The organism is Palleronia salina (assembly GCF_900141995.1).
In the GTDB taxonomy this organism is placed as follows: Bacteria; Pseudomonadota; Alphaproteobacteria; order Rhodobacterales; family Rhodobacteraceae; genus Palleronia; species Palleronia salina.
In genome coordinates this window covers 44,619-66,586 of sequence record NZ_FQZA01000004.1, presented here as the reverse complement: position 1 = coordinate 66,586, position 21,968 = coordinate 44,619, and the positions used below count along the sequence as shown (strand labels likewise).

The following is a 21,968-nucleotide window of genomic DNA, read 5'->3' as shown; positions in this document are numbered from 1 at the left end:
GCGTGGGCGCCTAGATCAGCGCCGCGATTAACATGAGAACGGTGGCGGCCCAACCGCAAGCCCAGATCAGCGACCGTCCCGGCCGCCATCCCAGCGCGTAGGCGGGCACGTAGATGACGCGCGCGGCCAGGTAGACCCAGGCGCAGGCGGCGGTGAACCAGGTGGACTGGCCCGTGACGGCGATGACCACGCAGGCGATGGTGAAGAGGATCAGCCCTTCGAAATGGTTGTCGAGCGCGCGGCCCAGACGGGCGGTCGTGGCCGACATCTCGCGCGACGGTTCGCGGTCGCGGGCGGACATGGTGTAGCCCGGCCCGAGCTCACGGTTGGCGGGAATGGCGTAGGCCACGAACTGGATGCATTGCAGCAGCGCGGCAAGGGTCAGGGCGACGAGCTCGGGCGTCATTCAGACGGTCCCCAGGTAGTGAGCCTCGGTGCCCGACAGCGTGTTGCGCAGCCCGGTCTCGGACGACAGCCATTCGGCCACCTTCTCGCGGTCGGCCACGTCATAGAGGCCCCAGACGGCCGACGTGCCCTGTTCGCGCCAGAGCTGCAACTGCGTGAGCCCGGCCTGGTCGCGCCGCTCGGACGCGGACGCATAGGCGTCGAGAAAGGCGTCGGCGTCGGTGGTGTCGAAACGGATGAGTGCGTGCATGATCTATCCTCTGCAAATCAGCGGTGCGGCGAGCACCGTGTCTGCATAACGCGCGCCCTGCGCATTGGTTTTCGAGATGATCTCATCACGCGGCGCCCCGACCCAGCGGCACCCGGGATTCAGGTTGGCCCGCGCCAGGCGGATCCGCGCATCCAGGTCGCGCGGCTGGCTTGGGTCGAACAGGAAGATATGCCAGCGCGCGCCGTCGCCCGCGCTTTCGGTCGATGCGAAGTGGCGCACGGTGACGGACGGGTCGCGCGGGGCGACAACGCAGGCCGAAAGGAGCGCGGGCAGCAGCCAGGCGAGGCGCCGCACTGGAATCTGGGTCGCGATCGTTTCGGTCATTTTCGGGCGTCCCGGCATGGTCAGGCGGCGGACGGCGACAGCCGTCCGCCGACGGGGTCACAGGTCCATCAGCAGGCGGCGGGGGTCTTCCAGCGCCTCTTTCACGCGGACGAGGAAGGTCACGGCGCCCTTGCCGTCGACGATGCGGTGATCGTAGCTCAGCGCCAGGTACATCATCGGGCGGATCTTGATCTCGCCGCCGATGACCATGGGCCGTTCCTGGATCTTGTGCATGCCCAGGATACCCGATTGCGGCGGGTTCAGGATGGGTGAGGACATGAGCGAGCCGTAGACGCCCCCGTTCGAGATGGTGAACGTGCCGCCCTGCATGTCGGCCATGGACAGCTTGCCGTCGCGGGCCTTCACGCCCAGGTCGTTGATCGTCTTCTCGATCTCGGCGAAGGACATGGCGTCGGCGTCGCGCACCACCGGCACGACCAGGCCCGTGGGCGTGCCCACGGCGATGCCCATGTGGACGAAGTGGTGATAGACCACGTCGGTGCCGTCGATCTCGGCGTTCACCTCGGGCACTTCCTGCAGCGCGTGGCAGCAGGCCTTGGTGAAGAACGACATGAAGCCCAGCTTCACGCCGTGCTTCTTCAGGAACAGGTCCTTGTATTCGTTGCGCAGTTCCATGACCGCCGTCATGTCGACCTCGTTGTAGGTCGTCAGCATGGCGGCGGTGTTCTGCGCCTCTTTCAGGCGCTTGGCGATGGTCTGGCGCAGGCGGGTCATCTTGACCCGCTCCTCGCGGTCGGCGTCGCCCGCGGGGGTGGGCGATTTCGGCGCGGGGGCAGGGCTGTCGGACTTGGGGGCCGACCCGGCCTTGGCCACGTCTTCCTTCATCACGCGCCCGTCGCGGCCCGAGCCGCTGACCTGGTCGCGGCTGATGCCCTTCTCGGCCATGGCCTTCTTGGCCGAGGGCGCATCCTCGACATCGCGGCCGCTTTCGCCGCCCGACGGGGCCTCGGCCTTGGGCGCGTCATCGGACTTGGCGGGCGCCTTGGCGCCGCCGCTGCCGGTGGTCATGGTGGCCAGCTTGCCGCCGGCCTCGACCGTTTCGCCTTCACCCTTCAGGATCTTGCCCAGCGTGCCGGCAGCGGGGGCGGGCACCTCGACGCTGACCTTGTCGGTCTCGAGCTCGCACAGCATCTCGTCGGCCTCGACGGCGTCGCCTTCGGACTTGAACCAGGTGGCGATGGTGGCCTCGGAGACGGATTCGCCCAGGGTCGGGACCATGACGTCGATCTCGTCGCCGCCACCGTCGCCGCCGTCTGCGCCGGACTCCTTCGGCGTGTCCGCGCCCGAGTAGCCGCCCTTGGTGTCCTCTTCCGACGCGGGCTTGGCCGGCGCGTCGCCGCTGCCCGCGCCCTCGTCGATCTGGGCCAGCAGGGCGTCGACGCCCACCGTGTCCCCCTCGTTCGCGATGATCTCGCCCAGGGTGCCGGCCACGGGGGACGGAACCTCGACGGTGACCTTGTCGGTCTCGAGCTCGCACAGCATCTCGTCCACGGCGACGCTGTCGCCGGGCTTCTTGAACCAGGTCGCGACGGTGGCTTCGGAGACGGATTCGCCCAACGTGGGCACGCGCACTTCGGTCATGGTCTTATCCTTCGATTCCCAGCGCGGCATTCACCAGCGCCGCTTGTTGGGCCTTGTGTTGACTGGCGAGGCCCGTGGCGGGCGACGCGGCGGTCTGGCGACCGGCATATTCGGGGCGGGTATGCTTGGCCTTGATGCGGCTCAGCACCCATTCGATGTTGGGCTCGACGAAGGTCCAGGCGCCCTGGTTCTTGGGCTCTTCCTGACACCAGATCATTTTCGCATCCTTGAAGCGGGTCAGCTCCTTCACCAGGCTGTGCGCCGGGAAGGGGTAATACTGCTCGATCCGCAGGAGATAGACGTCGTCCAGGCCCTCGGCGTCGCGCTTCTCCAGCAGGTCGTAATAGACCTTTCCCGAGCACAGGACCACGCGCTTGATCTGGTCGTCGGACTTCAGCGTCAGCTCGGAATTGCCCTGCTGCGCGTCGTCCCACAGGATCCGGTGGAAGGACGAACCGGTGGTCATCTCCTCGGCCTTCGACACCGCCAGCTTGTGGCGCAGCAGCGACTTGGGCGTCATCAGGATCAGCGGCTTGCGAAAGCTGCGATGCATCTGCCGGCGCAGGATGTGGAAATAGTTCGCGGGCGTGGTGCAGTTCGCGACGATCCAGTTGTCCTGCCCCGACATGGTCAGGAACCGCTCCAGCCGGGCCGAGCTGTGCTCGGGGCCCTGGCCCTCGTAGCCGTGGGGCAGCAGGCAGACGAGGCCGGACATCCGCAGCCACTTGGATTCGCCCGAGCTGATGAACTGGTCGAACATGATCTGCGCGCCGTTTGCGAAGTCGCCGAACTGCGCCTCCCACAGCGTGAGGGCATTGGGCTCGGCCAGCGAATAGCCGTACTCGAAGCCCAGCACGGCGTATTCCGACAGCATCGAGTCGATGACCTCGTACTGGGCCTGCCCTTCCTTGATATGGTTGAGCGGGTAGTACCGATCCTCGGTCTTCTGGTCGACCAGCGCCGAGTGGCGTTGCGAGAACGTGCCGCGGCCCGAATCCTGGCCCGACAGCCGCACCGGGTATCCCTCGGTCAGAAGCGAGCCGAAGGCCAGCGCCTCGGCCGTGGCCCAGTCGAAGCCTTCGCCCGACTCGAACATCTGCCGTTTCGCGTCCAGCAACCGGTCGACGGTCTTGTGGGCCGCGAACCCGTCGGGCGTGGTGGTCAGTGCCTTGCCGACCTGCTGGAGCGTTTCGGGCGAGATGGCGGTCTTGCCGCGCTGGTATTTCTCGCCCTGCTTGTTCAGACCCGACCAGCGCCCGTCCAGCCAGTCGGCCTTGTTGGGCTTGAAGTCGCGCCCGGCCTCGAACTCGTCGGCCAGGTGCTGCTGGAACTTGGACTTGGCGTCCTCGATCTCGCCCTCGGGGATCAGGCCCTCGGCCACCAGACGTTCGGTGTACTTGGTCAGCGTGGTCTTCTGCTGCTTGATCTTCTTGTACATCGCCGGGTTCGTGAACATGGGCTCGTCGCCCTCGTTATGGCCGAACCGGCGGTAGCAGATGATGTCGATCACCACGTCCTTGCGGAACTTCTGGCGGAACTCGGTCGCGACCTTGGCGGCGTGGACCACGGCCTCGGGGTCGTCGCCGTTCACGTGGAAGATCGGCGCCTCGACCATCAGCGCGATGTCGGTGGGGTAGGGGGACGACCGCGAGAAGCTGGGCGCGGTGGTGAAGCCGATCTGGTTGTTCACCACGATATGCATGGTCCCGCCGGTGCGGTGGCCGCGGATGCCCGAAAGCTGGAAGCACTCGGCCACGACGCCCTGGCCCGCGAAGGCCGCGTCGCCGTGCAGAAGAACCGGCAGAACCTCGTCGCGGTCGTGGTCGTTCAGCTGGTCCTGCTTGGCGCGGGCCTTGCCCAGCACGACAGGGTTCACCGCCTCGAGATGGCTGGGGTTCGCCGTCAGCGACAGGTGCACCTTGTTGCCGTCGAATTCACGGTCGTCGGAGGCGCCCAGGTGATATTTCACGTCGCCCGAGCCATCCACGTCGTCCGGCTTGAAGCTGCCGCCCTGGAACTCGTTGAAGATCGCGCGATAGGGCTTCTGCATCACGTTGGCGAGGACCGACAGGCGGCCCCGGTGCGGCATACCGATGACGATTTCCTTCAGACCCAGCGCGCCGCCGCGCTTGATGATCTGCTCCATCGCCGGGATGAGCGCTTCGCCACCATCAAGGCCGAACCGCTTGGTGCCCATGTATTTCACGTGCAGGTATTTCTCGAAGCCCTCGGCCTCGACCAGCTTGTTCAGGATGGCGCGGCGGCCTTCCTTGGTGAAGGCGATCTCCTTGCCCAGGCCCTCGATCCGCTCCTTCAGCCAGCCGGCCTGCTCGGGGTCCGAGATGTGCATGTACTGCAGGGCGAACGTGCCGCAGTAGGTGCGCTTCACGATGGCCAGGATCTCGGCCAGCGTGGCGACTTCGAGGCCCAGCACCTTGTCGATGAAGATGGGCCGGTCCATGTCGGCATCGCTGAACCCGTAGGATTTCGGGTCGAGCTCGGGGTGATTGCTGGTCTCGCGCAGGCCCAGCGGGTCCAGGTCGGCGGCCAGGTGGCCGCGGATCCGGTAGGCGCGGATCAGCATCAGCGCGCGCAGGCTGTCCAGGACGGCCTGTCGCACCTGCTCCTGGCTGATATTGGCGCCCTTGGACTCGGCCTTCTCGGTGATCTTCCTGGCCAGCGCCTTGCCGTCGGGCTTGGCGGCCGGATCGGCGGGCCATTGGCCGTCCAGCGCGGCGGTCAGGTCGTCGTTGGGCTGGGGCGGCCAGTCGGTGCGCGCCCAGCTGGGCCCGGCCGCCTCGTGCGCGGCGGCGTCGGCATCGCCGAGACTGTCGAAATAGCTCCGCCAGCTTTCGTCCACGGCCTGCGGGTCGTCGGCATAGCGGGCGTAGAGCTGTTCCAGGTAGGCCGCGTTGTGTCCTTGCGCGAAGCTTTCGGCGCGGAACTGGTCGTTGCGGGATTGGTCGGTCATGGCGTGGACTCCGAAGGGAAACGCTTCATTCGTTGCGGGCCGCGATATGGGCGGGCGGCGGTCCGTATTTGTTGGGGTGCGGCTGGCTGGGCCGCGTCAGCCACCACAGCACCACGAGGGGGGAAATCAGAAAGACGACCATCGCGAACACGAGGATCAGGGTGCTCCCGCCGGCGATCACGGCGCCGAAATCGCCCTGCAGGACCGGGCCGAACCCGGCCACGACGCCCATGAAGGTGGTGACACCGATAATGACGATCAAGGGATAGAACAGGTGCAGGCCCGTGCGCCCGCTGTCGTGCATCCGCCGCCACCCGGCCGACAGGATCGGGATCAGCGTGGCCAGAGAGAACAGAGACGACAGTGGGCCGTTCGCCTCGTACTGGACGGCGTCGGGCGCGTATTCCACGCGGTTGAAACCGAAGATCATCCCGTCGAGCACGCCGAGGATCAGCGACATTCCGAAGATGAATAGCATGAACCACCAGTATTCGGGCCGCGACGCACGGCCCGAGAAGGTGAAATACTTGGCGAGGCAGGTACGGACGGCTTCGGTGAACGACATCTCAGGCCTCTTGCGCCACGGTTTCGGGCGGGGGGCCGTAAGCGTTCGCTCGATCGTCGCCGGGACGTGTCAGAAGCCACAGGTAGATCAGCGCCACGAGCATCTGGATCAGCATCATCGCCAGCGCGCCGATCGCCTCGCCCTGCGTGACCGGCTGAACCCCGGGCGTGCCCTGCGCGGGCGCGCCGGGCGCCAGCCACGCGAAGAGAAGCGCCAGCGCCAGCGGGACGAAGATCAGGGCCCCGGGGCGACCGGTATCCTGCAACCGTCGCGCCCCGACCGCGACCAGCGGGCAGATCACCGCCAGCACGAAGATCAACTGTGCCGCCTTGCCCAGGAGCCCCACGCCCATGCCGAAGAACAGGTAGGCCCCCATGAACCACCAGTATTCCGACCGCGACGCGCGGCCCGAGAAGCTGGCGTATTTCTGCGTCAGGCAGGTGCGGACCGACTCGGACAGGGTCATGCGCGCCACCGCGCGGCGGCCGCGTGCGCGGCCGTCGCCTGTTCCGGGTGGGTCATGTCACGGCCCCGATGCATCGGCGCGCGTCCTTTCCGCTTGGTCTACTTCCCGATGGCCTCCAGCACGGCCTCGCCCAGGGTGGCGGGGCTGTCGGCGACCACGATGCCGGCCTCCTTCATGGCGGCGATCTTCGATTCGGCGTCGCCCTTGCCGCCCGCCACGATGGCGCCCGCGTGGCCCATGCGGCGGCCCGGGGGGGCGGTGCGGCCCGCGATGAAGCCGGCCGTGGGTTTCCAACGGCCCTTCTTGCGCTCGTCCGCCAGGAACTGCGCGGCCTCTTCCTCGGCCTGGCCGCCGATCTCGCCGATCATGATGATGCTCTCGGTCTCGTCATCGGCCAGGAACCATTCCAGCACGTCGATATGCTCGGTCCCCTTGATCGGGTCGCCGCCGATGCCCACGCAGGTCGACTGGCCAAGGCCCACGTCGGTGGTCTGCTTCACGGCCTCGTAGGTCAGCGTGCCCGAGCGGCTGACCACGCCGACGCTGCCACGCTTGTGGATGTGGCCGGGCATGATGCCGATCTTGCAGGCGTCGGGGGTGATGACACCCGGACAGTTCGGCCCGATCAGCTTCGAGTTCGAGCCTTCCAGCGCGCGCTTGACCTTCATCATGTCCAGCACCGGGATGCCCTCGGTGATGCAGACGATCAGCGGGATCTCGGCGTCGATGGCCTCGAGGATCGAGTCGGCGGCGAAGGGTGGCGGCACGTAGATCACGGTGGCGTTGGCGCCGGTCTGGTGCACCGCCTCGTGGCAGGAGTTGAACACGGGCAGGTCCAGGTGCGTCTGGCCGCCCTTTCCGGGCGTGACGCCGCCGACCATCCTGGTGCCGTAGGCGATGGCCTGTTCGGAGTGGAACGTGCCCTGGCTTCCGGTGAAGCCCTGGCAGATGACTTTGGTATCTTTGTCGACGAGTACGGCCATCGGGGCCTCCTTCGGGTCTGTTGTCTCTGCCGGTCGCCCGGCGTCAGTCGAAAAGCGCCTCGCCGTCGTCGACGGCGAAGTCCAGCAGACGCACGAGGACAAGCCCCGCGCCCGCGATGATGAGGGTCCGGCCCAGCGAGCCGGTGAGGTTCGACGGCAGCACCCGCGCGATGCCGTCCCGGGTCTTGCGCGCCGCCCGCCGTGCACCGCTGTCGCGGTGCGGCGTATCGGGGCGCTCGGGCAGGCTGAGCGCCGAAGGCTGCCAGCGGCGCAGCAACATCCCGGTGCCAAGCAGCGCGGCGCCGACGATGATGGGCGAAAGTTCTGCTGGGGCGTTCCTGGTCATGCGTGCGTCCTTCCCTGACAACTCCGGCGGGTTCCATCGGGCTCCATCCGTTCGTGGTACGACCGGTTCAATGGAGCATGCGCCGGCCCGTCCGGGCCGGCCCCGTGTCTCACCCCTTCACCGCCTTCACGATCTTCTGGGCGCCGTCCTTCAGGTCGTCGGCGGCGATGACGTCCAGGCCGGAGTTCGAGATGATCTCCTTGCCCTTGTCGACATTGGTGCCTTCCAGGCGGACGACCAGCGGCACTTGCAGCCCGACTTCCTTCACCGCGGCGATGACGCCTTCGGCGATGACGTCGCAGCGCATGATGCCGCCGAAGATATTCACGAGAATGCCTTTGACCTGCGGGTCCGAGGTGATGATCTTGAATGCCTCGGTCACCTTTTCCTTGGTCGCACCGCCGCCCACGTCGAGGAAGTTGGCCGGCTCGGCGCCGTAGAGCTTGATGATGTCCATGGTCGCCATGGCCAGGCCCGCGCCGTTGACCATGCAGCCAATCTCGCCGTCCAGCGCGATGTAGTTCAGGTCGTATTTCGAGGCCTGGAGCTCCTTCGGGTCCTCCTCGGTCTCGTCCCGCAGGTTGGCGATGTCGGCGTTGCGATACAGCGCGTTGCTGTCGAAGCCCATCTTGGCGTCGAGGCATTTCAGATCGCCGCTGTCGGTCACGATCAGCGGGTTGATCTCGAGCATCTCCATGTCCTTGTCGACGAACATGGCGTAGAGCTGGCCCATCAGCTTGACGCATTGCTTGACCTGCTGGCCGGTCAGGCCAAGCGCGAAAGCAATGCGGCGGCCGTGGAACGCCTGGTAGCCGGTGGCGGGATCCACGCTGAAGCTCAGGATCTTCTCGGTGGTCGCCGCCGCGACTTCCTCGATATCCATGCCGCCCTCGGTCGAGCAGACGAAGCTGACGCGGCTGGTCTGCCGGTCCACCAGCAGCGCGAGGTAAAGCTCGGTCTCGATGCCCGAACCGTCCTCGATGTAGACGCGGCCGACCTGCTTGCCGCCGGGGCCGGTCTGGTGCGTGACCAGCGTTCGGCCCAGCATCTTCTTTGCCTGGTCGGCGGCTTCCTGCACCGACTTGGCAAGGCGGACACCGCCGCCGTCGCCGCTGTCAGCTTCCTTGAAGCTGCCCTTGCCGCGGCCGCCGGCGTGGATTTGCGCCTTGACCACCCAGAGCGGGCCGTCCAGTTCGCCCGCCGCCGTCTTGGCGTCCTCGGCGCGGGTGACGATGCGGCCGTCGCTGACCGGTGCACCGTAATCGCGCAGCAGCGCCTTGGCCTGGTATTCGTGGATGTTCATCGCACTGTCCTCACGTCCTTCGTTTGGCGGGCAGTGTAGACCACGAGCCGGGGGGCGCGCCAAACGGAATAGTGAGAAAATGCAGACGACTCGCTGAAAAACCGCGAACTGTGATCACGCGTGGTTTTGCTGTGATCACAATATCGGCGGCGCTGTCGGGGGCCCTTGCGCATCAAGTTGCCGGGTGGGTCAGGCGAGGCTGTCGTCGATCCCCTTGCAGGCGCTGACGAGGCCGCGCACGGCTTCGACCGACTTGTCGAACATGGCCTGCTCGTCCTTCTCCAGCTTGATGTCCACGACCTTCTCGATGCCGTTGGCGCCGATGATCGTGGGCACGCCCACATACATGCCGTCCAGCCCGAACTCGCCGTCGCACCAGGCCGCGCAGGGCAGCAGGCGGCGCTGGTCCTTCAGGTAGGCCTCGGCCATCTCGATGGCGCTGGTGGCCGGGGCGTAATAGGCCGAGCCGGTCTTCAGCAGGCCGACGATCTCGGCGCCGCCGTCACGGGTGCGCTGCACGATCTCGTCCAGTTTTTCCTGGCTGGTCCAGCCCATCTTCACCAAATCGGGCAGCGGGATGCCGGCCACGGTGGAATAGCGGGTCAGCGGCACCATCGTGTCGCCGTGGCCGCCCAGCACGAAGGCGCTGACGTCGCGCATGGAGACGTCGAACTCCAGGCTCAGGAAGTGGCGGAAGCGCGCGGAATCAAGCACGCCGGCCATGCCCACGACCTTCTGGTGGGGCAGGCCCGAGAACTCGCGCAGGGCCCAGACCATCGCGTCGAGCGGATTGGTGATGCAGATGACGAAGGCGTCGGGCGCGTTGGCGGCGATGCCTTCGCCCACCGACTTCATGACCTTGAGGTTGATGCCCAGCAGATCGTCGCGGCTCATGCCCGGCTTGCGCGGCACGCCCGCGGTGACGATGCAGACGTCGGCGCCGGCAATATCCTCGTACGAGGTGGTGCCTTTCAGCGCGGCGTCGAATTTCTCGGACGGGCCCGACTCGGCGATGTCGAGCGCCTTGCCCTGCGGCGTGCCGTCCGCGATGTCGAAGAGGATGACGTCGCCAAGTTCCTTGATCGCCGCCAGATGGGCGAGGGTTCCGCCGATCTGTCCCGCACCGATCAGCGCGATTTTCGGTCTGGCCATGGAAATCTCCGGTGGTTGCAAAGGTCCGGCAGACGGTTAAGCCGCAACTGCTCACGACGCAAGGGCGTGACGCCGCCCGGCCGTGTCCGGCGCCCGGATCGAAAAGGGCCGCCCGGGTCGGATCGACCGGGCGGCCCCTTTGGGACTTACTGGAAACGAGGCCAGGCTTACTGGTTGGTCTCGGTTTCGTTCATTTCCTCTTCCATCTCGGCTTCGGCGCCTTCAGCGGCCTGTTCGACCTCGTTCGCGGCCTCGGAGGCGGCAGCCTCCGCCTCGTTGGCGGTCTCTTCCAGCTCGGCTTCGGCGGCGTCGGCGGCCTGATCGACCTCGTTGGCGGCTTCGGACGCGGCGGCTTCCGCCTCGTTGGCGGTCTCCTCGGCTTCGGCCTCGGCGGCGTCGGCGGCCTGGTCGACCTCGGTCGCGGCCTCGTCCATGGCTTCGCCGGTTTTCTCGGCGGCCTCTTCCATTTCCTCTTCGACTTCCGAACGCTCGAACTCGGGCGCGTTCTCCATCTCTTCCTGCGTGGCGTTCACGACCAGGAAGTAGTCGGTGGCATCATCGCCATCGCGCACGATCTGGATCTGCGAGAAATCGACGGCCACGTCGCGCTCGCCGATGCCAAGGAAGCCACCGATGCCGAGGATCACGGTCTGGACCGACCCGTCTTCGCTGAGGATCATGTCGTTGATTTCGCCCAGGTTGTCCCACTCCTGCTCGGAGCCGGCTTCCATGGTGTCGCCGACCTCGGCCTCGGTCGCGTAGATCCGCGCGCCCACCAGGTCAGAGGCGAACAGTTCGGTCGCCGCATCGGCCTGGTAGTCGACGAAGGCGTTGTCGGAGGTCTGGCCCACGGCAACAAGCGCACTGGTCGACAGGGCAAGGGCGGCGGTGGTGGTGGTGATCAGGAAGCGATTCATTCCTATTCTCCTATTTGCATACTGCGGCGTGCTGCCGCATCTGGCCAGTAGACGCGAAGGCCAAGCCACTGGTTCCGGGATATATTTTTTGCAAGGTATGGAACCGGCGAGGCATCGCCTGTTTGGGCGAGGCGCTTGGCGGAAAGGGCCGGATGGAGCTGACACTTGGGTTTTTCGCGGTGGCGATCCCGGCCGTTCTGTATGCCGGGATCTCCAAGGGCGGGTTCGGCTCGGGCGCGGCCTTCGGCGCGGCGGTCCTGCTGGCGCTGGTCGTGCCGCCGGGCGATGCGCTGGCGGTGATGCTGCCGCTTCTCATGCTGATGGACGTGACGGCGCTGCGCCCCTACTGGCGCAAGTGGGATGGCGAGGCGGCGCGGGTGCTGATCCTGGGCGCGGCCCCGGGCGTGGCGCTGGCCGCGCTGGTCTATACCATCGTCGCGCCCGAGGTGTTCGGCCTGCTGATCGGCCTGATCGCGCTCGGCTTCGTCGCGTTCCAGATGGCGCGCGCCCGGGGCTGGCTGCGGGTCGAGGGCCTGCCCGCGGGCCGTATCGCGGGGGCCTGCTGGGGGCTCGCGGCCGGCTTCACCAGCTTCATAAGCCACGCGGGCGGGCCACCGGCGGCCGTCTACCTGCTGTCGCGCAAGGTGGCCAAGACGGACTACCAGGCGACGACGGTGATCGTGTTCTGGGCGGTGAACCTGATGAAATTCGTGCCCTACGCGGGCCTCGGGATCTTCACCCCCACCAGCCTGATGGCGGGGGTGATCCTGTCGCCCTTCGCGGTGATCGGCATCTGGCTGGGCGTCATCGCCCATCGCCGCATCCCCGAGCGCCTGTTCTTCGCGGTGACTTACCTCATGCTGCTGGCCAGCGGCGCGCGGCTGGTCTGGGGCGCGCTGGCCTAGGCCGGGTCGCCCGCCGGTGCCCGGCTTTCGGTCGTGGTCTCGAAGGACTGGCCCGCCGCGGCGACGCAGGTCAGCCCGTTCGGCGAGGTGACGATGATGGTCCAGCTGCCCGAGTCGGCGGCGAAGACCTCGACCACCTGCCCGGAGCCGGACAGACCGATGGAGCGGCGCGTCTCCTCGTATACGTCGTTCAGTTTCTGCAAGACGATCGGACGGGGGGCGCAGTTCTGGCCAGCTTGGGCGCGCGCCGCCCCGATCGCCAGCGCGATGGTGCCGAGCGACAGGGTCAGGATCATCAAGGGGCGGGTCATGGCAGGCTCCGTTCCGTTTCCAGGGTCATGATGCCCAGCCTGCGTTCCGATCCGGTAAACGCGGCTTAACCCTGCGTTCCCTGGCCGCTTTCTGCGTCGCGGCACGATTGGGGTTGCGGAAACTGTCGGATCCGTGGTCTCAAGCGACACATTATTGCCCGCAGGAGGTCTTCCCATGTCCGCGACGCACCGCCCCTGGCGATCGGTTCTCTACATTCCCGGCTCGAAGGAACGCGCGCTGGAAAAGGCGCGGGGGCTGGACGTGGATGCCATCATCTTCGACCTCGAGGACGCGGTGGCGCCGGGCGAAAAGGCCAACGCCCGCGAGACTCTGGCCGCTGCCTTGCGCGTGGGCGGCTATGGCTCGCGCGCGCAGCTGGTGCGGATGAACGGCATGGACACGCCCTGGGGCGGCGAGGATCTCGAGACCGTCATGGACGCGGGACCCCAGGCGATCCTGCTGCCCAAGGTCGGTGCCGCGACGGACGTGGCCAGCATCGCCGCGCGGCTCGACGCCCATCCCGGCTGCGCCGAGACGCGCATCTGGGCGATGATGGAAACCACGCGCGGCGTGTTCAACGCGGCCGAGATCGCGCAGGCCCCGCGCATGGGTGGCTTCATCATCGGTACCAATGACCTGGCGGCCGAGCTTGGCTGCGAGACGGGCGGCGACCGGATGCCGCTGATGATGGCGCTCCAGACATGCCTGGCCGCAGCGCGCATGGGCGGCATCCCCTGCGTCGACGGCGTGTTCAATGCCTTCAAGGACGAGGACGGCCTGCGCGCCGAATGCGAACAGGGCCGCGCGCTGGGCATGGACGGCAAGACGCTGATCCACCCCGCGCAGGTCGCCATCTGCAACGAGGTCTTCAGCCCGTCGCAGGCCCAGGTCGACACCGCCAGACGCCAGATCGAGGCGTTCGAGGCGGCCGAGGCTCAGGGGCAGGGGGTCGCCGTGCTGGACGGCAAGATCGTCGAGAACCTGCATGTCGCCACTGCCCGCAAGGTGCTGGCCCGCGCCGGGGGGGCATCCTGATGGGGCTGCTGATCGGCGGACTGGTCCTGTGGGTCGTGGCCCACGTCTTCAAACGCGTCGCGCCCGACGCCCGCGCCTCGCTGACCGACCGGTTGGGGACCGCCTCGAAAGGTGTCTTCGCCGCCGTGCTGCTGTTGTCGGTGGTGCTGATCGTCATGGGGTACCGCGCGGCACCCTTCATCCCGGTCTACACGCCGCCCGCCTGGGGCGTGCACCTGGTCGACCTGCTGATGTTCCCGGCCATCGCGCTGTTCGGGCTGGGCAGCTCCAAGTCGTCGCTGCGGCGGCACATGCGGCACCCGCAGCTCTGGGGCTTCACGCTCTGGTCGGCACTGCACCTGCTGGTGAACGGCGATCTCGCCTCGGTCATCATGTGGGGGACGTTCATCGTCTGGGCGCTGGCCGAGATGCGGCTGATCAACATGCGCGAGCCCTACTGGCAGCCCTACGAGGGCGGATCGACCAAGGGTACGATCCGTTTGGCCGTCATCACCGCCGTTCTCTACGTCATCATCACCGCCATCCACTACTGGCTGGGTGTCAATCCTTTCGGAGCCTGATCATGATCTACCGTCTGCTGACCGGCGACGACTCGTCGGCCTTTTGCCACAAGGTGTCCGAGGCGTTGTCGAAGGGCTGGGAGCTCTATGGCGACCCGGCCTACGCCTTCGATGCCGAACACGGCGTCATGCGCTGCGCCCAGGCGGTGACCAAGAAGATCGACGCGCCGTATTCGCCCGACATGAAGCTGGGCGCGCAATGAGCACCAAGACCAATCCGGGCCGCTTCTTCGAGGATTACAGCGTCGGGCAGGTGATCCGCCACGCCGTGCCGCGCACGGTGGGGCAGGGCGAACGGGCGCTGTATCACGCGCTTTACCCGGCGCGGGGGGCGATCTATTCCTCCGACGCCTTCGCGCAGGCCTGCGGGCTGGCGGCGTCGCCTCTGGACGACCTGGTCGCGTTCCACACGGTCTTCGGCAAGACGGTGCCGGACGTGTCGCTGAACGCGGTGGCGAACCTTGGCTATGCCGAAGGCCGCTGGCTCGCCCCGGTCTGGCCGGGCGATACGCTCAGCTCCGACTCCGAGGTCATCGGGCTCAAGCAGAACTCGAACGGCAAGACGGGCGTGGTCTGGGTGCGCACGACGGGCCGCAACCAGCGCGGCGAGGATGTGCTGAGCTACGTGCGCTGGGTGATGGTGCGCAAGCGCGACGCGGATGCCCCGGCCCCCGAGACGGTCGTGCCGACGCTGGCCGGCGCGGTCGACGCGGCGGACCTGGTCCTGCCCGCGGGCCTGGATTTCACCGGCTACGATTTCGAACTCGCGGGCGAGCCGCACCGCCTGAGCGATTACCAGCCGGGCGAAGTCATTCACCACGTTGACGGCGTCACCGTCGAGGAGGCCGAGCACATGCTGGCCACCCGCCTGTGGCAGAACACCGCCAAGGTGCATTTCGACGCGACCCAGCGCGAGGACGGCAAGCGGCTGATCTATGGCGGGCACGTGATCTCGCTGGCCCGCGCGCTCAGTTTCAACGGCCTTGCCAACGCGCAGATGATCGTCGGGCTGAATGCGGGCGCCCACGCCAACCCGTGTTTCGCGGGCGATACCGTGCGCGCCTGGTCCGAGGTGATCGAGACGGCCGAGACCCCGGCGCCCGGCGTGGGCGCCATCCGGCTGCGGCTGGTGGCGACGAAGGGCGACGGCGAAGGCCTGCGCGACGACGCGGGCAAGTACCTGCCGCATGTGCTGCTCGACCTGGATTACTGGGCGCTGATGCCCGCGTGATGCGCGGCCTCGGGTCACAGCGCCGCCCGTCCGGGCGACTGCTAGGCTCCTGAACATGGAGTGGACGGCCCAGATCGACGCCTATTGCGAACGCCTCGGGCCCGGTGTCTGGGCCGAGCCCGCGAACGCGCTGACGAACCTTGCCTTCCTCCTGGTGGCGGTGTGGCTGTTCCCGGCGGCGCGCGGGATCGAACGGGTTCTGTGCGTGGTGCTGTTCCTGATCGGCGTGGGGTCGGGGTTGTTCCACACCCTTGCCACGCGGTGGGCGGCGCTGGCCGACACGCTGCCCATCGCAGTGTTCATCCTGATCTACGTCTTCGCCGCGAACCGTCGCTACCTGGGCTGGCCGTGGTGGGGCGCGGCGCTGGGCACGCTGGCCTTCATCCCTTACCTGGCGCTGGGCGGCCGCATCTTCGCGGCGCTGCCGGGCTTCGCCATATCGGCCATGTACTGGCCCGTGCCGCTGGCCATCGCGGGCTACGCGCTTTGGCTGCGGGCGCGGTTGCCGCAGGTGGCGCGGGGGCTGGCGCTGGGCGCCGGGATCCTTGCGCTGTCGCTGACCTTCCGCAGCCTCGACATGCCGGTCTGCGGGGCGGTCCCGCTGGGCACCCATTTCGTCTGGCACCTGCTGAACGCGGTGATGCTGGGCTGGATGATCACCGTGCTGCGCCGGGACCGGGTTGAAAGGGCGCACGCGGGGCGCTAAGCCCAGCGCGATCAACGCCACCGACACGAAGGGTGCCGCCCCCATGTCCATCGACAAAGACACCGCCGCGCGCGTCGCCAAGCTGGCGCGCATCCGGGTCGAGCCCGACCAGCTCGACGCGCTGGCGGGTGAGTTCAACACCATCCTTGGCTTCATCGAGCAGCTGAACGAGGTCGATGTCGACGGCGTCGAACCCATGGTCAGCGTCACGCCCCAGCGGCTGAAGCGGCGCGAGGACGTGGTGACCGACGGCAACCAGCCCGACAAGGTGCTGGCCAACGCGCCCGACGCGCGCGAAGGCTTCTTTGCCGTCCCAAAGGTGGTGGAATAATGGCTGACCTGAATACCCTGACCATCGCCGAGGCGCGCGACCGCCTGCGCGCCGGTGACGTGACCGCCCGCGCCCTGACCGAGGCCTGCCTGACGGCCATCGACGGCGCCGACGCGCTCAATTCCGTGGTGCACAAGACCCCGGAAAAGGCGTTGGAGCTGGCCGATGCCGCCGATGCGCGGCTGAAATCCGGCGACGCGCCCGCGCTCTGCGGTATCCCGCTGGGCATCAAGGACCTGTTCTGCACCAGGCATGTGGACAGCCAGGCCGGCAGCCGGATCCTGCAAGGCTTCCGGCCCGAGTACGAATCCACCGTCACCCGCCAGCTGTGGGACTCCGGCGCGGTCATGCTGGGCAAGCTCAACATGGACGAATTCGCCATGGGCTCGTCGAACGAGACCAGCACCTATGGCAATGCCGTGAACCCATGGAAGGTGGACGACCGGAAGCTGACCCCCGGCGGGTCGTCCGGCGGCTCTTCGGCGGCCGTCGCGGCCGACCTCTGCCTTGCCGCCACCGGGACCGACACCGGCGGCTCGATCCGCCAGCCCGCCGCCTTCACCGGCACCGTGGGGCTGAAGCCGACCTATGGCCGCGTGTCGCGCTGGGGCATCGTCGCGTTTGCCTCGTCCCTGGACCAGGCCGGCCCGATGACCAAGTCGGTGCGCGATGCGGCGATCCTGTTGCAGGCCATGGCCGGGCACGACCCGCTGGACAGCACCAGCGCCGACATCCCCGTGCCCGATTTCGAGGCCGCGCTGACCGGCGACATCAAGGGCAAGACCATCGGCCTGCCGCGCGAATACCGCATGGAAGGCATGAGCGACGAGATCGACCGCCTGTGGGCGGAAGGGCGCAAGATGCTGGAAGACGCGGGCGCGAACATCGTCGACGTGTCCTTGCCGCATACCAAGTACGCGCTGCCCGCCTATTACGTGATCGCCCCGGCCGAGGCATCGTCGAACCTGGCGCGCTACGACGGCGTGCGCTTCGGCCACCGTGCCAAGCTGGACCAGGGCGACGGCATCACCGAGATGTACGAGAAGACACGCGCCGAAGGCTTCGGCGACGAGGTCAAGCGCCGCGTCATGGTCGGCACCTACGTGCTGTCGGCGGGGTTTTACGACGCCTACTACAACCGCGCCCGCAAGGTCCGCGCGTTGATCAAGCGCGATTTCGACGAGGTCTTCGCGCAGGGCGTCGACGCGATCCTGACGCCGGCCACGCCGACCTCGGCCTTCGGGCTAGGTGAAATGGCCGACAGCGACCCGGTGGCGATGTACCTGAACGACGTCTTCACGGTGACGGTCAACCTCGCCGGTCTGCCCGGGATCGCGGTGCCCACCGGGCTCGACTCCAAGGGGCTGCCGCTGGGTCTGCAGCTGATCGGGCGTCCGTTCGAGGAAGGCGATCTGCTCAATACCGCCGCCGAGCTCGAAGCGCGGGCGGGCTTTGTGGCCAAGCCCGAGCGTTGGTGGTAAAACGGGGCCGAGTTACTCGGAGACCTTCGTCATGTGGAAGTTCGCGCGCCTATCGGTCCTTGCGCTGGCGGCCTGCGGCCCGACCCTGCCCGAAAGCGGTGCGACGCTGGATGGCCGGCCGGTGGATTACGGCCGCGGCGTGGGCTTCGGTAGCTACGAATCCTACGAGGCCGCCCGCATCGCCCGCGAACGCGAGCTGAGCGGCGCGGACCGGCCGCAGGCGTCGGTCGCCCCGACCCAGCCGGTGATCTCGTCCGAGGAACTGCGCGCGGCGGGCCTGCCCAGCGGGCAGGGCGGTGCGCTCCCCTCGGCCGAGCCCATCGGCGCCGGCGCGCCGCTGTCGGCCAGCCGCACCGCGGCGGCCTCCAGCGCGAATGCCGGCCAGCCCGCGGGAACAGTGCCGGTGACGCCCACGAACAACCCCGGCATTTCCGACGAGCAGAGCTTCGACGCAGTCACGGCGCGCGAGACCATCGAGTCCGATGCCGAGCGCCTGGCCCGCCAGCGTGCCGCCTACCGCGTGATCCCGCCCACCGCCGTGCCGCAGCGCGACGGCGGCAATGACGGGCCGAACATCGTCGCCTACGCGCTGAACACCAGCAACGCCCGGGGGCAGCCGATCTACCGGCGGACGGGCATCGCGCTGCAGTCGCGCTCGGCCCGCGCCTGCCAAGGCTATGCCTCGCCCGACCTGGCGCAGGAAGCCTTTCTCGAGGCCGGCGGCCCCGAGCGCGATCGCCTGAATCTCGACCCCGACGGCGACGGCTTCGCCTGCGCCTGGGACCCGGCACCGTTCCGGCGGGCGCGCGGCTGACGCCCGACTGGCACCCATCCCCCAATTTCGGCCCGCGTCGCGATGGCGCGCGGCCGGACATGGTCGTCCTGCATTACACCGCCATGGCCTCCTGCGATGCCGCGCGTGACCGCCTGTGCGACCCGGCGGCCGAGGTCAGCGCCCATTACCTGGTGGGGCCGGACGGCCACGTGATCCAGATGGTGGAGGAGGACCAGCGCGCCTGGCACGCGGGTGCGGGGGCGTGGGGGGCGACGCGCGACGTGAACTCGCGCTCCATCGGGATCGAGCTGTCGAACGACGGCGCCTCGCCCTTCGCGGCCGCCCAGATGGACGCGCTGGAACGGCTTCTGCCGGGTATCCTCGACCGTCACGGTATCCCGTCCGCCCGCGTGATCGGCCATTCAGACATGGCGCCCGGGCGCAAGGTGGACCCCGGGCCCCGTTTCGATTGGGCCCGGCTGGCCCGGCAGGGGCTGGCGATCTCGGTCACGCCCGAGGGCGGTGACATGGACGACAGCGCCTTCGCCGCCGCGATGGCGCAAGCCGGCTACACCGCGACGGACGATCCCGGAACGCTTCTGTGCGCGTTGCGGCTGCGCCATCGGCCCTGGGCGACGGGCCCGCGCGATGCGACCGATGCCGGGCTCGCCCGCGCGCTGTCGCGCCGCTTTGGCGTTGACGGGGCGAAAGCGGGCGCATAGCTGCCGAACTGCGCGGATGGCTGGATGATCGCGTGCGCCGGGCGACCGGTGCGCGAGGAAAGTCCGGACTCCGGGAAGAAACGGTGCCGGGTAACGCCCGGGCGGGGCAACCCGACGGATAGCGCCACAGAAAACAGACCGCCCCGGGTCCGCCCGGGGCAAGGGTGAAACGGTGGGGTAAGAGCCCACCGGGGGCGTGGCAACACGGCCCGCATGGCAAGCCCCACCGGGAGCAATGCCGAATAGGGACCGCGCGGCTTCGCGCCAGGGCTTCTTCCGCCCAGCGGTCCGGGTAGGCAGCTCGAGCCTGTCGGCAACGGCAGGCCCAGATGAATGATCATCCACCCGTGGCGACACGGGGGACAGGATCCGGCTTACAGGCCGTCCGCGCACAATCGTCTTGCCGCCCGGTCGCGGGTTGACTATCGCGCGGCGGGGCGTAAAAGGCGCTCTCAACCCAGAATCTGACGCCGATCCCCCGCGTTGAGGAGAGAACAGCATGGCGAAGCCAACCACCATCAAGATCCGTCTCAACTCGACGGCGGATACCGGCCACTTCTATGTGACCAAGAAGAACGCGCGCACGATGACCGAGAAGATGTCGATCCGTAAATACGACCCCGTCGCGCGCAAGCACGTCGAGTACAAGGAAGGCAAGATCAAGTAACGATCGCGCCTGGTCCGAATGCCAAAACGCCGCCCCGACCCGGGGCGGCGTTTTGCATTTCGGGGAGAGGCTAGGCGCGGCCCGCGCGGGGCCGCGCCGATTCGCTCAGTAGCCGTAGGACCGGCGGCACACGCCCGCGTCGTCGCAGAACACGCCGGCCAGCCCGCCGATGATCGCGCCGCGGTCGCCGTTGCCGTTCACGGCCTTGGCCGCGCCATAGCCCATGGCCGCGCCAACAAGGCCGCGCTCCATGTCCGTGTCGATGACGCCTTGGGGACCGCAGGCGGACAGCAGTGCGGCCGAGACGAGAAGGGGGGCGACGATTTTCATGGGATTGCTCCTGCAAGCCGGCGCCGGGCCGGCGGATGTAAAGGGTCCGGCGCGAAACGCGCCGGCCGGTCCATGCCCGCACGACGACTCGGTCGGCGCGCGGGCGGGATCGACCCCGTGGCGATAGCCCGGACCGCGCGCGTCACGCGATGACAGGACCGCCCGGACGGGCCGCCATGACCTGCCCACCGGCCGTTATCGGATGACAAAGCCTTGTTTTACTGGTGTGGGGCGGGATCTATTCCCACCAGCGGTCTATGCGCGCGATGTCCGCGTCCGACCAGCCGAAATGATGCGCCAGCTCGTGGACCAGCACGTGGGCCACAAGGTCGCCCAGGGCGATGTCGCCGCGCGCGATCCATTCGTCCAGGATCGCCCGGCGAAACAGCCAGATCGTGTCGGGCCCCATGGGCTGGTCCATCACCGATTTCTCGGTCAGCGGGATCCCGTCATAAAGCCCGGTCAGAGCGTAGGGATCGTCCATCTCGAGCGAGTCGAGCATGTCGTCATCCGCCAGGTCCACGACCCGCAGCGCGATGCCGGCCGCGCCCTTGGCGAAGGTGTCGGGCAGGGCGGCCAGCGCTCCGCGCGCCATCTCTTCCATCGTTTCCAGCGTGGGGGGCGTCGCCTCGGCCCAGTCCGTGCCGCTCATAGCCTGGTCAGGGTGCAGTCCTGCATCAGGCGGTCCGTCGTCTCGCGGTCGCACAGGCGGGTGGCCTCGGTCATGACGGCGTTCGACGCGGCGGCCACCGCCAGGCGCAGGCATTCGCCGGCATCGCGCCCTTCGGCCAGGCCCAGCGTGTAGGCGCCCACGAAGCTGTCGCCTGCGCCGACCTTCGAGATGACGTCGACTTTCGGCCCGACCGAGTGCCAGGATCCTTCGGAGGTCGACAGGACCGAGCCGTCGGCCCCGCGCGCCACAATGATCGACCGCGCGACGCCGCGGTCGATCAGCTCGCGGCAGAAGGCGGCGGTGTCGGTCACCGATGGCAGCTTGCGGCCCGCCAGCTCCTCGGCCTCGGCATCGTCCATGCGCAGCAGGTGCAGCGACGGGTGCGGCTTTTCCACCAGGTGGTGCAGGGCGGGGCCGGACGTGTCGACGATCAGCCGCGCGCCCCGGTCGCCCACGTGATCGGCCAGGATCGACGGGAAATCCTTGGCCACGCCCGGCGGCTGGCTGCCCGACAGCACCACCAGGGTGTCGTCGCCCGTGGCCTGGTCGATCGAGTTCAGGGCCCGCCCGATATCACCCTCGCCCCAGGTGGGGCCGGGCATGACGAAGCGGTATTGCTGTCCATCGGTCCGGTCGATGACCGATACCGATTGCCGCGTCTCGCCGGGCCCCTGGAAGGCCACGGTCGCCACCCCCTCGTGCGCGAGGCGTTGGAGCAGCTGCGCGCCGGTCCCGCCGCCGATGGCGATCAGCGCCACGGCCTGTCCGCCCAAGAGCCGGATCGCGCGCGCCACGTTGATGCCGCCGCCGCCCGGGTCGATCTGCGGATCGTCGCAGCGCAATTTCAGCTCGGGGACGATCCCGTCCGTCGCGGTCGAGAAATCCACCGTCGGGTTCAGGGTGATGGTCAGGATATGCGCACGCATCTTTTAACC

The 21,968-nt window shown here is 68.1% G+C and carries 27 protein-coding genes and 1 other RNA gene; 12 read left to right on the top strand and 16 right to left on the bottom strand.

The annotated features are described in order from the left end of the window. Positions 1-10 precede the first annotated feature (10 nt). From BUB76_RS07550 to BUB76_RS07495, 12 genes are all read right to left on the bottom strand, one after another. The gene (locus BUB76_RS07550; protein ID WP_073128157.1) at positions 11-406 is read right to left on the bottom strand and encodes an MAPEG family protein; all 396 of its coding nucleotides are present in this window, start codon (positions 404-406) and stop codon (positions 11-13) included. Continuing rightward, a complete protein-coding gene (locus BUB76_RS07545; protein WP_139250809.1) occupies positions 407-655 on the bottom strand; it encodes a DUF3303 family protein in 249 nt (82 codons plus the stop codon). It lies immediately after the preceding gene. A gap of 3 nt (positions 656-658) precedes the next feature. Beyond that, positions 659-1,000: a hypothetical protein gene (locus tag BUB76_RS07540; RefSeq protein ID WP_073128155.1), complete on the bottom strand. Its 342-nt coding sequence runs from the start codon at positions 998-1,000 to the stop codon at positions 659-661. A 57-nt stretch (positions 1,001-1,057) separates the two neighbouring features. Then, complete coding sequence (gene odhB, locus BUB76_RS07535) at positions 1,058-2,602, bottom strand: 2-oxoglutarate dehydrogenase complex dihydrolipoyllysine-residue succinyltransferase (protein ID WP_073128154.1); 1,545 nt, start codon at positions 2,600-2,602, stop codon at positions 1,058-1,060. Positions 2,603-2,606: 4 nt separating this feature from the next. Next, on the bottom strand, positions 2,607-5,573 hold the full coding sequence (locus BUB76_RS07530; RefSeq protein ID WP_073128153.1) for a 2-oxoglutarate dehydrogenase E1 component: 2,967 nt from the start codon (positions 5,571-5,573) through the stop codon (positions 2,607-2,609). A 25-nt stretch (positions 5,574-5,598) separates the two neighbouring features. After that, complete coding sequence (locus BUB76_RS07525) at positions 5,599-6,138, bottom strand: DUF805 domain-containing protein (RefSeq protein ID WP_073128152.1); 540 nt, start codon at positions 6,136-6,138, stop codon at positions 5,599-5,601. Between the two features lies 1 nt (position 6,139). Beyond that, entirely contained in the window at positions 6,140-6,604 is a 465-nt protein-coding gene (locus BUB76_RS07520) for a DUF805 domain-containing protein (protein WP_139250808.1), read from the bottom strand. A gap of 98 nt (positions 6,605-6,702) precedes the next feature. After that, positions 6,703-7,587, bottom strand: coding sequence for a succinate--CoA ligase subunit alpha (gene sucD / locus BUB76_RS07515; RefSeq protein ID WP_073128150.1), 885 nt, complete (start codon positions 7,585-7,587; stop codon positions 6,703-6,705). 43 nt (positions 7,588-7,630) lie between these two features. Further along, a complete protein-coding gene (locus BUB76_RS07510) occupies positions 7,631-7,933 on the bottom strand; it encodes a hypothetical protein (protein WP_236737879.1) in 303 nt (100 codons plus the stop codon). Positions 7,934-8,042: 109 nt separating this feature from the next. After that, positions 8,043-9,236 carry an ADP-forming succinate--CoA ligase subunit beta gene (gene sucC / locus BUB76_RS07505; protein WP_073128149.1) on the bottom strand — a complete coding sequence of 398 codons (1,194 nt, stop codon included), beginning with the start codon at positions 9,234-9,236 and terminating at the stop codon, positions 8,043-8,045. Between the two features lie 189 nt (positions 9,237-9,425). Beyond that, positions 9,426-10,388, bottom strand: a complete 963-nt coding sequence (gene mdh, locus BUB76_RS07500; protein ID WP_073128148.1) for a malate dehydrogenase — start codon at positions 10,386-10,388, stop codon at positions 9,426-9,428. A gap of 167 nt (positions 10,389-10,555) precedes the next feature. Then, complete coding sequence (locus BUB76_RS07495; RefSeq protein WP_073128147.1) at positions 10,556-11,305, bottom strand: PRC-barrel domain-containing protein; 750 nt, start codon at positions 11,303-11,305, stop codon at positions 10,556-10,558. A gap of 152 nt (positions 11,306-11,457) precedes the next feature. Between BUB76_RS07495 and BUB76_RS07490 the strand changes: the two genes are divergently transcribed. Continuing rightward, positions 11,458-12,210 (top strand): sulfite exporter TauE/SafE family protein, encoded by a 753-nt coding sequence (locus BUB76_RS07490; protein ID WP_073128146.1) that lies wholly within the window; start codon positions 11,458-11,460, stop codon positions 12,208-12,210. Here the strand turns inward: BUB76_RS07490 and BUB76_RS07485 are convergent. Next, positions 12,207-12,521 (bottom strand): hypothetical protein, encoded by a 315-nt coding sequence (locus tag BUB76_RS07485; RefSeq protein WP_236737878.1) that lies wholly within the window; start codon positions 12,519-12,521, stop codon positions 12,207-12,209. The two genes, BUB76_RS07490 and BUB76_RS07485, sit on opposite strands and share 4 nt — an antisense overlap. 175 nt (positions 12,522-12,696) lie before the next feature. On the opposite strand from BUB76_RS07485, the gene BUB76_RS07480 reads away from it, so the two are divergent. From BUB76_RS07480 to rpmG, 11 genes are all read left to right on the top strand, one after another. Continuing rightward, positions 12,697-13,557, top strand: coding sequence for an HpcH/HpaI aldolase/citrate lyase family protein (locus BUB76_RS07480; protein ID WP_073128145.1), 861 nt, complete (start codon positions 12,697-12,699; stop codon positions 13,555-13,557). Continuing rightward, complete coding sequence (locus BUB76_RS07475) at positions 13,557-14,117, top strand: NnrU family protein (RefSeq protein WP_084140587.1); 561 nt, start codon at positions 13,557-13,559, stop codon at positions 14,115-14,117. The genes BUB76_RS07480 and BUB76_RS07475 overlap by 1 nt, the downstream gene beginning before the upstream one ends. Then, complete coding sequence (locus tag BUB76_RS07470) at positions 14,114-14,320, top strand: DUF1737 domain-containing protein (RefSeq protein ID WP_175550287.1); 207 nt, start codon at positions 14,114-14,116, stop codon at positions 14,318-14,320. Before BUB76_RS07475 ends, BUB76_RS07470 begins: the two co-directional genes overlap by 4 nt. Next, positions 14,317-15,348, top strand: coding sequence for a MaoC family dehydratase (locus BUB76_RS07465; protein ID WP_073128143.1), 1,032 nt, complete (start codon positions 14,317-14,319; stop codon positions 15,346-15,348). The genes BUB76_RS07470 and BUB76_RS07465 overlap by 4 nt, the downstream gene beginning before the upstream one ends. A 55-nt stretch (positions 15,349-15,403) precedes the next feature. Next, positions 15,404-16,054 carry a hypothetical protein gene (locus BUB76_RS07460; RefSeq protein WP_073128142.1) on the top strand — a complete coding sequence of 217 codons (651 nt, stop codon included), beginning with the start codon at positions 15,404-15,406 and terminating at the stop codon, positions 16,052-16,054. A gap of 43 nt (positions 16,055-16,097) precedes the next feature. After that, complete coding sequence (gene gatC, locus BUB76_RS07455; RefSeq protein WP_073128141.1) at positions 16,098-16,385, top strand: Asp-tRNA(Asn)/Glu-tRNA(Gln) amidotransferase subunit GatC; 288 nt, start codon at positions 16,098-16,100, stop codon at positions 16,383-16,385. Beyond that, a complete protein-coding gene (gene gatA / locus BUB76_RS07450) occupies positions 16,385-17,866 on the top strand; it encodes an Asp-tRNA(Asn)/Glu-tRNA(Gln) amidotransferase subunit GatA (RefSeq protein ID WP_073128140.1) in 1,482 nt (493 codons plus the stop codon). Before gatC ends, gatA begins: the two co-directional genes overlap by 1 nt. Before the next feature lie 31 nt (positions 17,867-17,897). Further along, entirely contained in the window at positions 17,898-18,680 is a 783-nt protein-coding gene (locus BUB76_RS07445) for a hypothetical protein (RefSeq protein ID WP_073128139.1), read from the top strand. Further along, on the top strand, positions 18,644-19,363 hold the full coding sequence (locus BUB76_RS07440; RefSeq protein ID WP_373280048.1) for an N-acetylmuramoyl-L-alanine amidase: 720 nt from the start codon (positions 18,644-18,646) through the stop codon (positions 19,361-19,363). The genes BUB76_RS07445 and BUB76_RS07440 overlap by 37 nt, the downstream gene beginning before the upstream one ends. Positions 19,364-19,375: 12 nt before the next feature. Then, positions 19,376-19,756, top strand: an RNA gene (gene rnpB, locus BUB76_RS07435) — RNase P RNA component class A. Between the two features lie 106 nt (positions 19,757-19,862). Then, positions 19,863-20,030, top strand: a complete 168-nt coding sequence (gene rpmG, locus BUB76_RS07430; protein ID WP_073128137.1) for a 50S ribosomal protein L33 — start codon at positions 19,863-19,865, stop codon at positions 20,028-20,030. 105 nt (positions 20,031-20,135) lie between these two features. On the opposite strand, the gene BUB76_RS07425 is transcribed toward rpmG, so the two are convergent. The 3 genes from BUB76_RS07425 to BUB76_RS07415 all read right to left on the bottom strand — a co-directional run bounded on the left by BUB76_RS07425 (position 20,136) and on the right by BUB76_RS07415 (position 21,959). Continuing rightward, on the bottom strand, positions 20,136-20,360 hold the full coding sequence (locus BUB76_RS07425) for a hypothetical protein (protein ID WP_073128136.1): 225 nt from the start codon (positions 20,358-20,360) through the stop codon (positions 20,136-20,138). 238 nt (positions 20,361-20,598) lie between these two features. Further along, a complete protein-coding gene (locus BUB76_RS07420; RefSeq protein WP_073128135.1) occupies positions 20,599-21,012 on the bottom strand; it encodes a metallopeptidase family protein in 414 nt (137 codons plus the stop codon). After that, positions 21,009-21,959, bottom strand: a complete 951-nt coding sequence (locus tag BUB76_RS07415) for a 1-phosphofructokinase family hexose kinase (RefSeq protein WP_073128134.1) — start codon at positions 21,957-21,959, stop codon at positions 21,009-21,011. Before BUB76_RS07415 ends, BUB76_RS07420 begins: the two co-directional genes overlap by 4 nt. Positions 21,960-21,968 lie beyond the last annotated feature (9 nt).

Coding starts and splice junctions, on each gene's coding strand:
- BUB76_RS07550 (WP_073128157.1), bottom strand. CDS start 406: ATGACGCCCGAGCTCGTCGCCCTGACCCTTGCCGCGCTGCTGCAATGC.
- BUB76_RS07545 (WP_139250809.1), bottom strand. CDS start 655: ATGCACGCACTCATCCGTTTCGACACCACCGACGCCGACGCCTTTCTC.
- BUB76_RS07540 (WP_073128155.1), bottom strand. CDS start 1,000: ATGACCGAAACGATCGCGACCCAGATTCCAGTGCGGCGCCTCGCCTGG.
- odhB (WP_073128154.1), bottom strand. CDS start 2,602: ATGACCGAAGTGCGCGTGCCCACGTTGGGCGAATCCGTCTCCGAAGCC.
- BUB76_RS07530 (WP_073128153.1), bottom strand. CDS start 5,573: ATGACCGACCAATCCCGCAACGACCAGTTCCGCGCCGAAAGCTTCGCG.
- BUB76_RS07525 (WP_073128152.1), bottom strand. CDS start 6,138: ATGTCGTTCACCGAAGCCGTCCGTACCTGCCTCGCCAAGTATTTCACC.
- BUB76_RS07520 (WP_139250808.1), bottom strand. CDS start 6,604: ATGACCCTGTCCGAGTCGGTCCGCACCTGCCTGACGCAGAAATACGCC.
- sucD (WP_073128150.1), bottom strand. CDS start 7,587: ATGGCCGTACTCGTCGACAAAGATACCAAAGTCATCTGCCAGGGCTTC.
- BUB76_RS07510 (WP_236737879.1), bottom strand. CDS start 7,933: ATGACCAGGAACGCCCCAGCAGAACTTTCGCCCATCATCGTCGGCGCC.
- sucC (WP_073128149.1), bottom strand. CDS start 9,236: ATGAACATCCACGAATACCAGGCCAAGGCGCTGCTGCGCGATTACGGT.
- mdh (WP_073128148.1), bottom strand. CDS start 10,388: ATGGCCAGACCGAAAATCGCGCTGATCGGTGCGGGACAGATCGGCGGA.
- BUB76_RS07495 (WP_073128147.1), bottom strand. CDS start 11,305: ATGAATCGCTTCCTGATCACCACCACCACCGCCGCCCTTGCCCTGTCG.
- BUB76_RS07490 (WP_073128146.1), top strand. CDS start 11,458: ATGGAGCTGACACTTGGGTTTTTCGCGGTGGCGATCCCGGCCGTTCTG.
- BUB76_RS07485 (WP_236737878.1), bottom strand. CDS start 12,521: ATGACCCGCCCCTTGATGATCCTGACCCTGTCGCTCGGCACCATCGCG.
- BUB76_RS07480 (WP_073128145.1), top strand. CDS start 12,697: ATGTCCGCGACGCACCGCCCCTGGCGATCGGTTCTCTACATTCCCGGC.
- BUB76_RS07475 (WP_084140587.1), top strand. CDS start 13,557: ATGGGGCTGCTGATCGGCGGACTGGTCCTGTGGGTCGTGGCCCACGTC.
- BUB76_RS07465 (WP_073128143.1), top strand. CDS start 14,317: ATGAGCACCAAGACCAATCCGGGCCGCTTCTTCGAGGATTACAGCGTC.
- BUB76_RS07460 (WP_073128142.1), top strand. CDS start 15,404: ATGGAGTGGACGGCCCAGATCGACGCCTATTGCGAACGCCTCGGGCCC.
- gatC (WP_073128141.1), top strand. CDS start 16,098: ATGTCCATCGACAAAGACACCGCCGCGCGCGTCGCCAAGCTGGCGCGC.
- gatA (WP_073128140.1), top strand. CDS start 16,385: ATGGCTGACCTGAATACCCTGACCATCGCCGAGGCGCGCGACCGCCTG.
- BUB76_RS07445 (WP_073128139.1), top strand. CDS start 17,898: ATGTGGAAGTTCGCGCGCCTATCGGTCCTTGCGCTGGCGGCCTGCGGC.
- rpmG (WP_073128137.1), top strand. CDS start 19,863: ATGGCGAAGCCAACCACCATCAAGATCCGTCTCAACTCGACGGCGGAT.
- BUB76_RS07425 (WP_073128136.1), bottom strand. CDS start 20,360: ATGAAAATCGTCGCCCCCCTTCTCGTCTCGGCCGCACTGCTGTCCGCC.
- BUB76_RS07420 (WP_073128135.1), bottom strand. CDS start 21,012: ATGAGCGGCACGGACTGGGCCGAGGCGACGCCCCCCACGCTGGAAACG.
- BUB76_RS07415 (WP_073128134.1), bottom strand. CDS start 21,959: ATGCGTGCGCATATCCTGACCATCACCCTGAACCCGACGGTGGATTTC.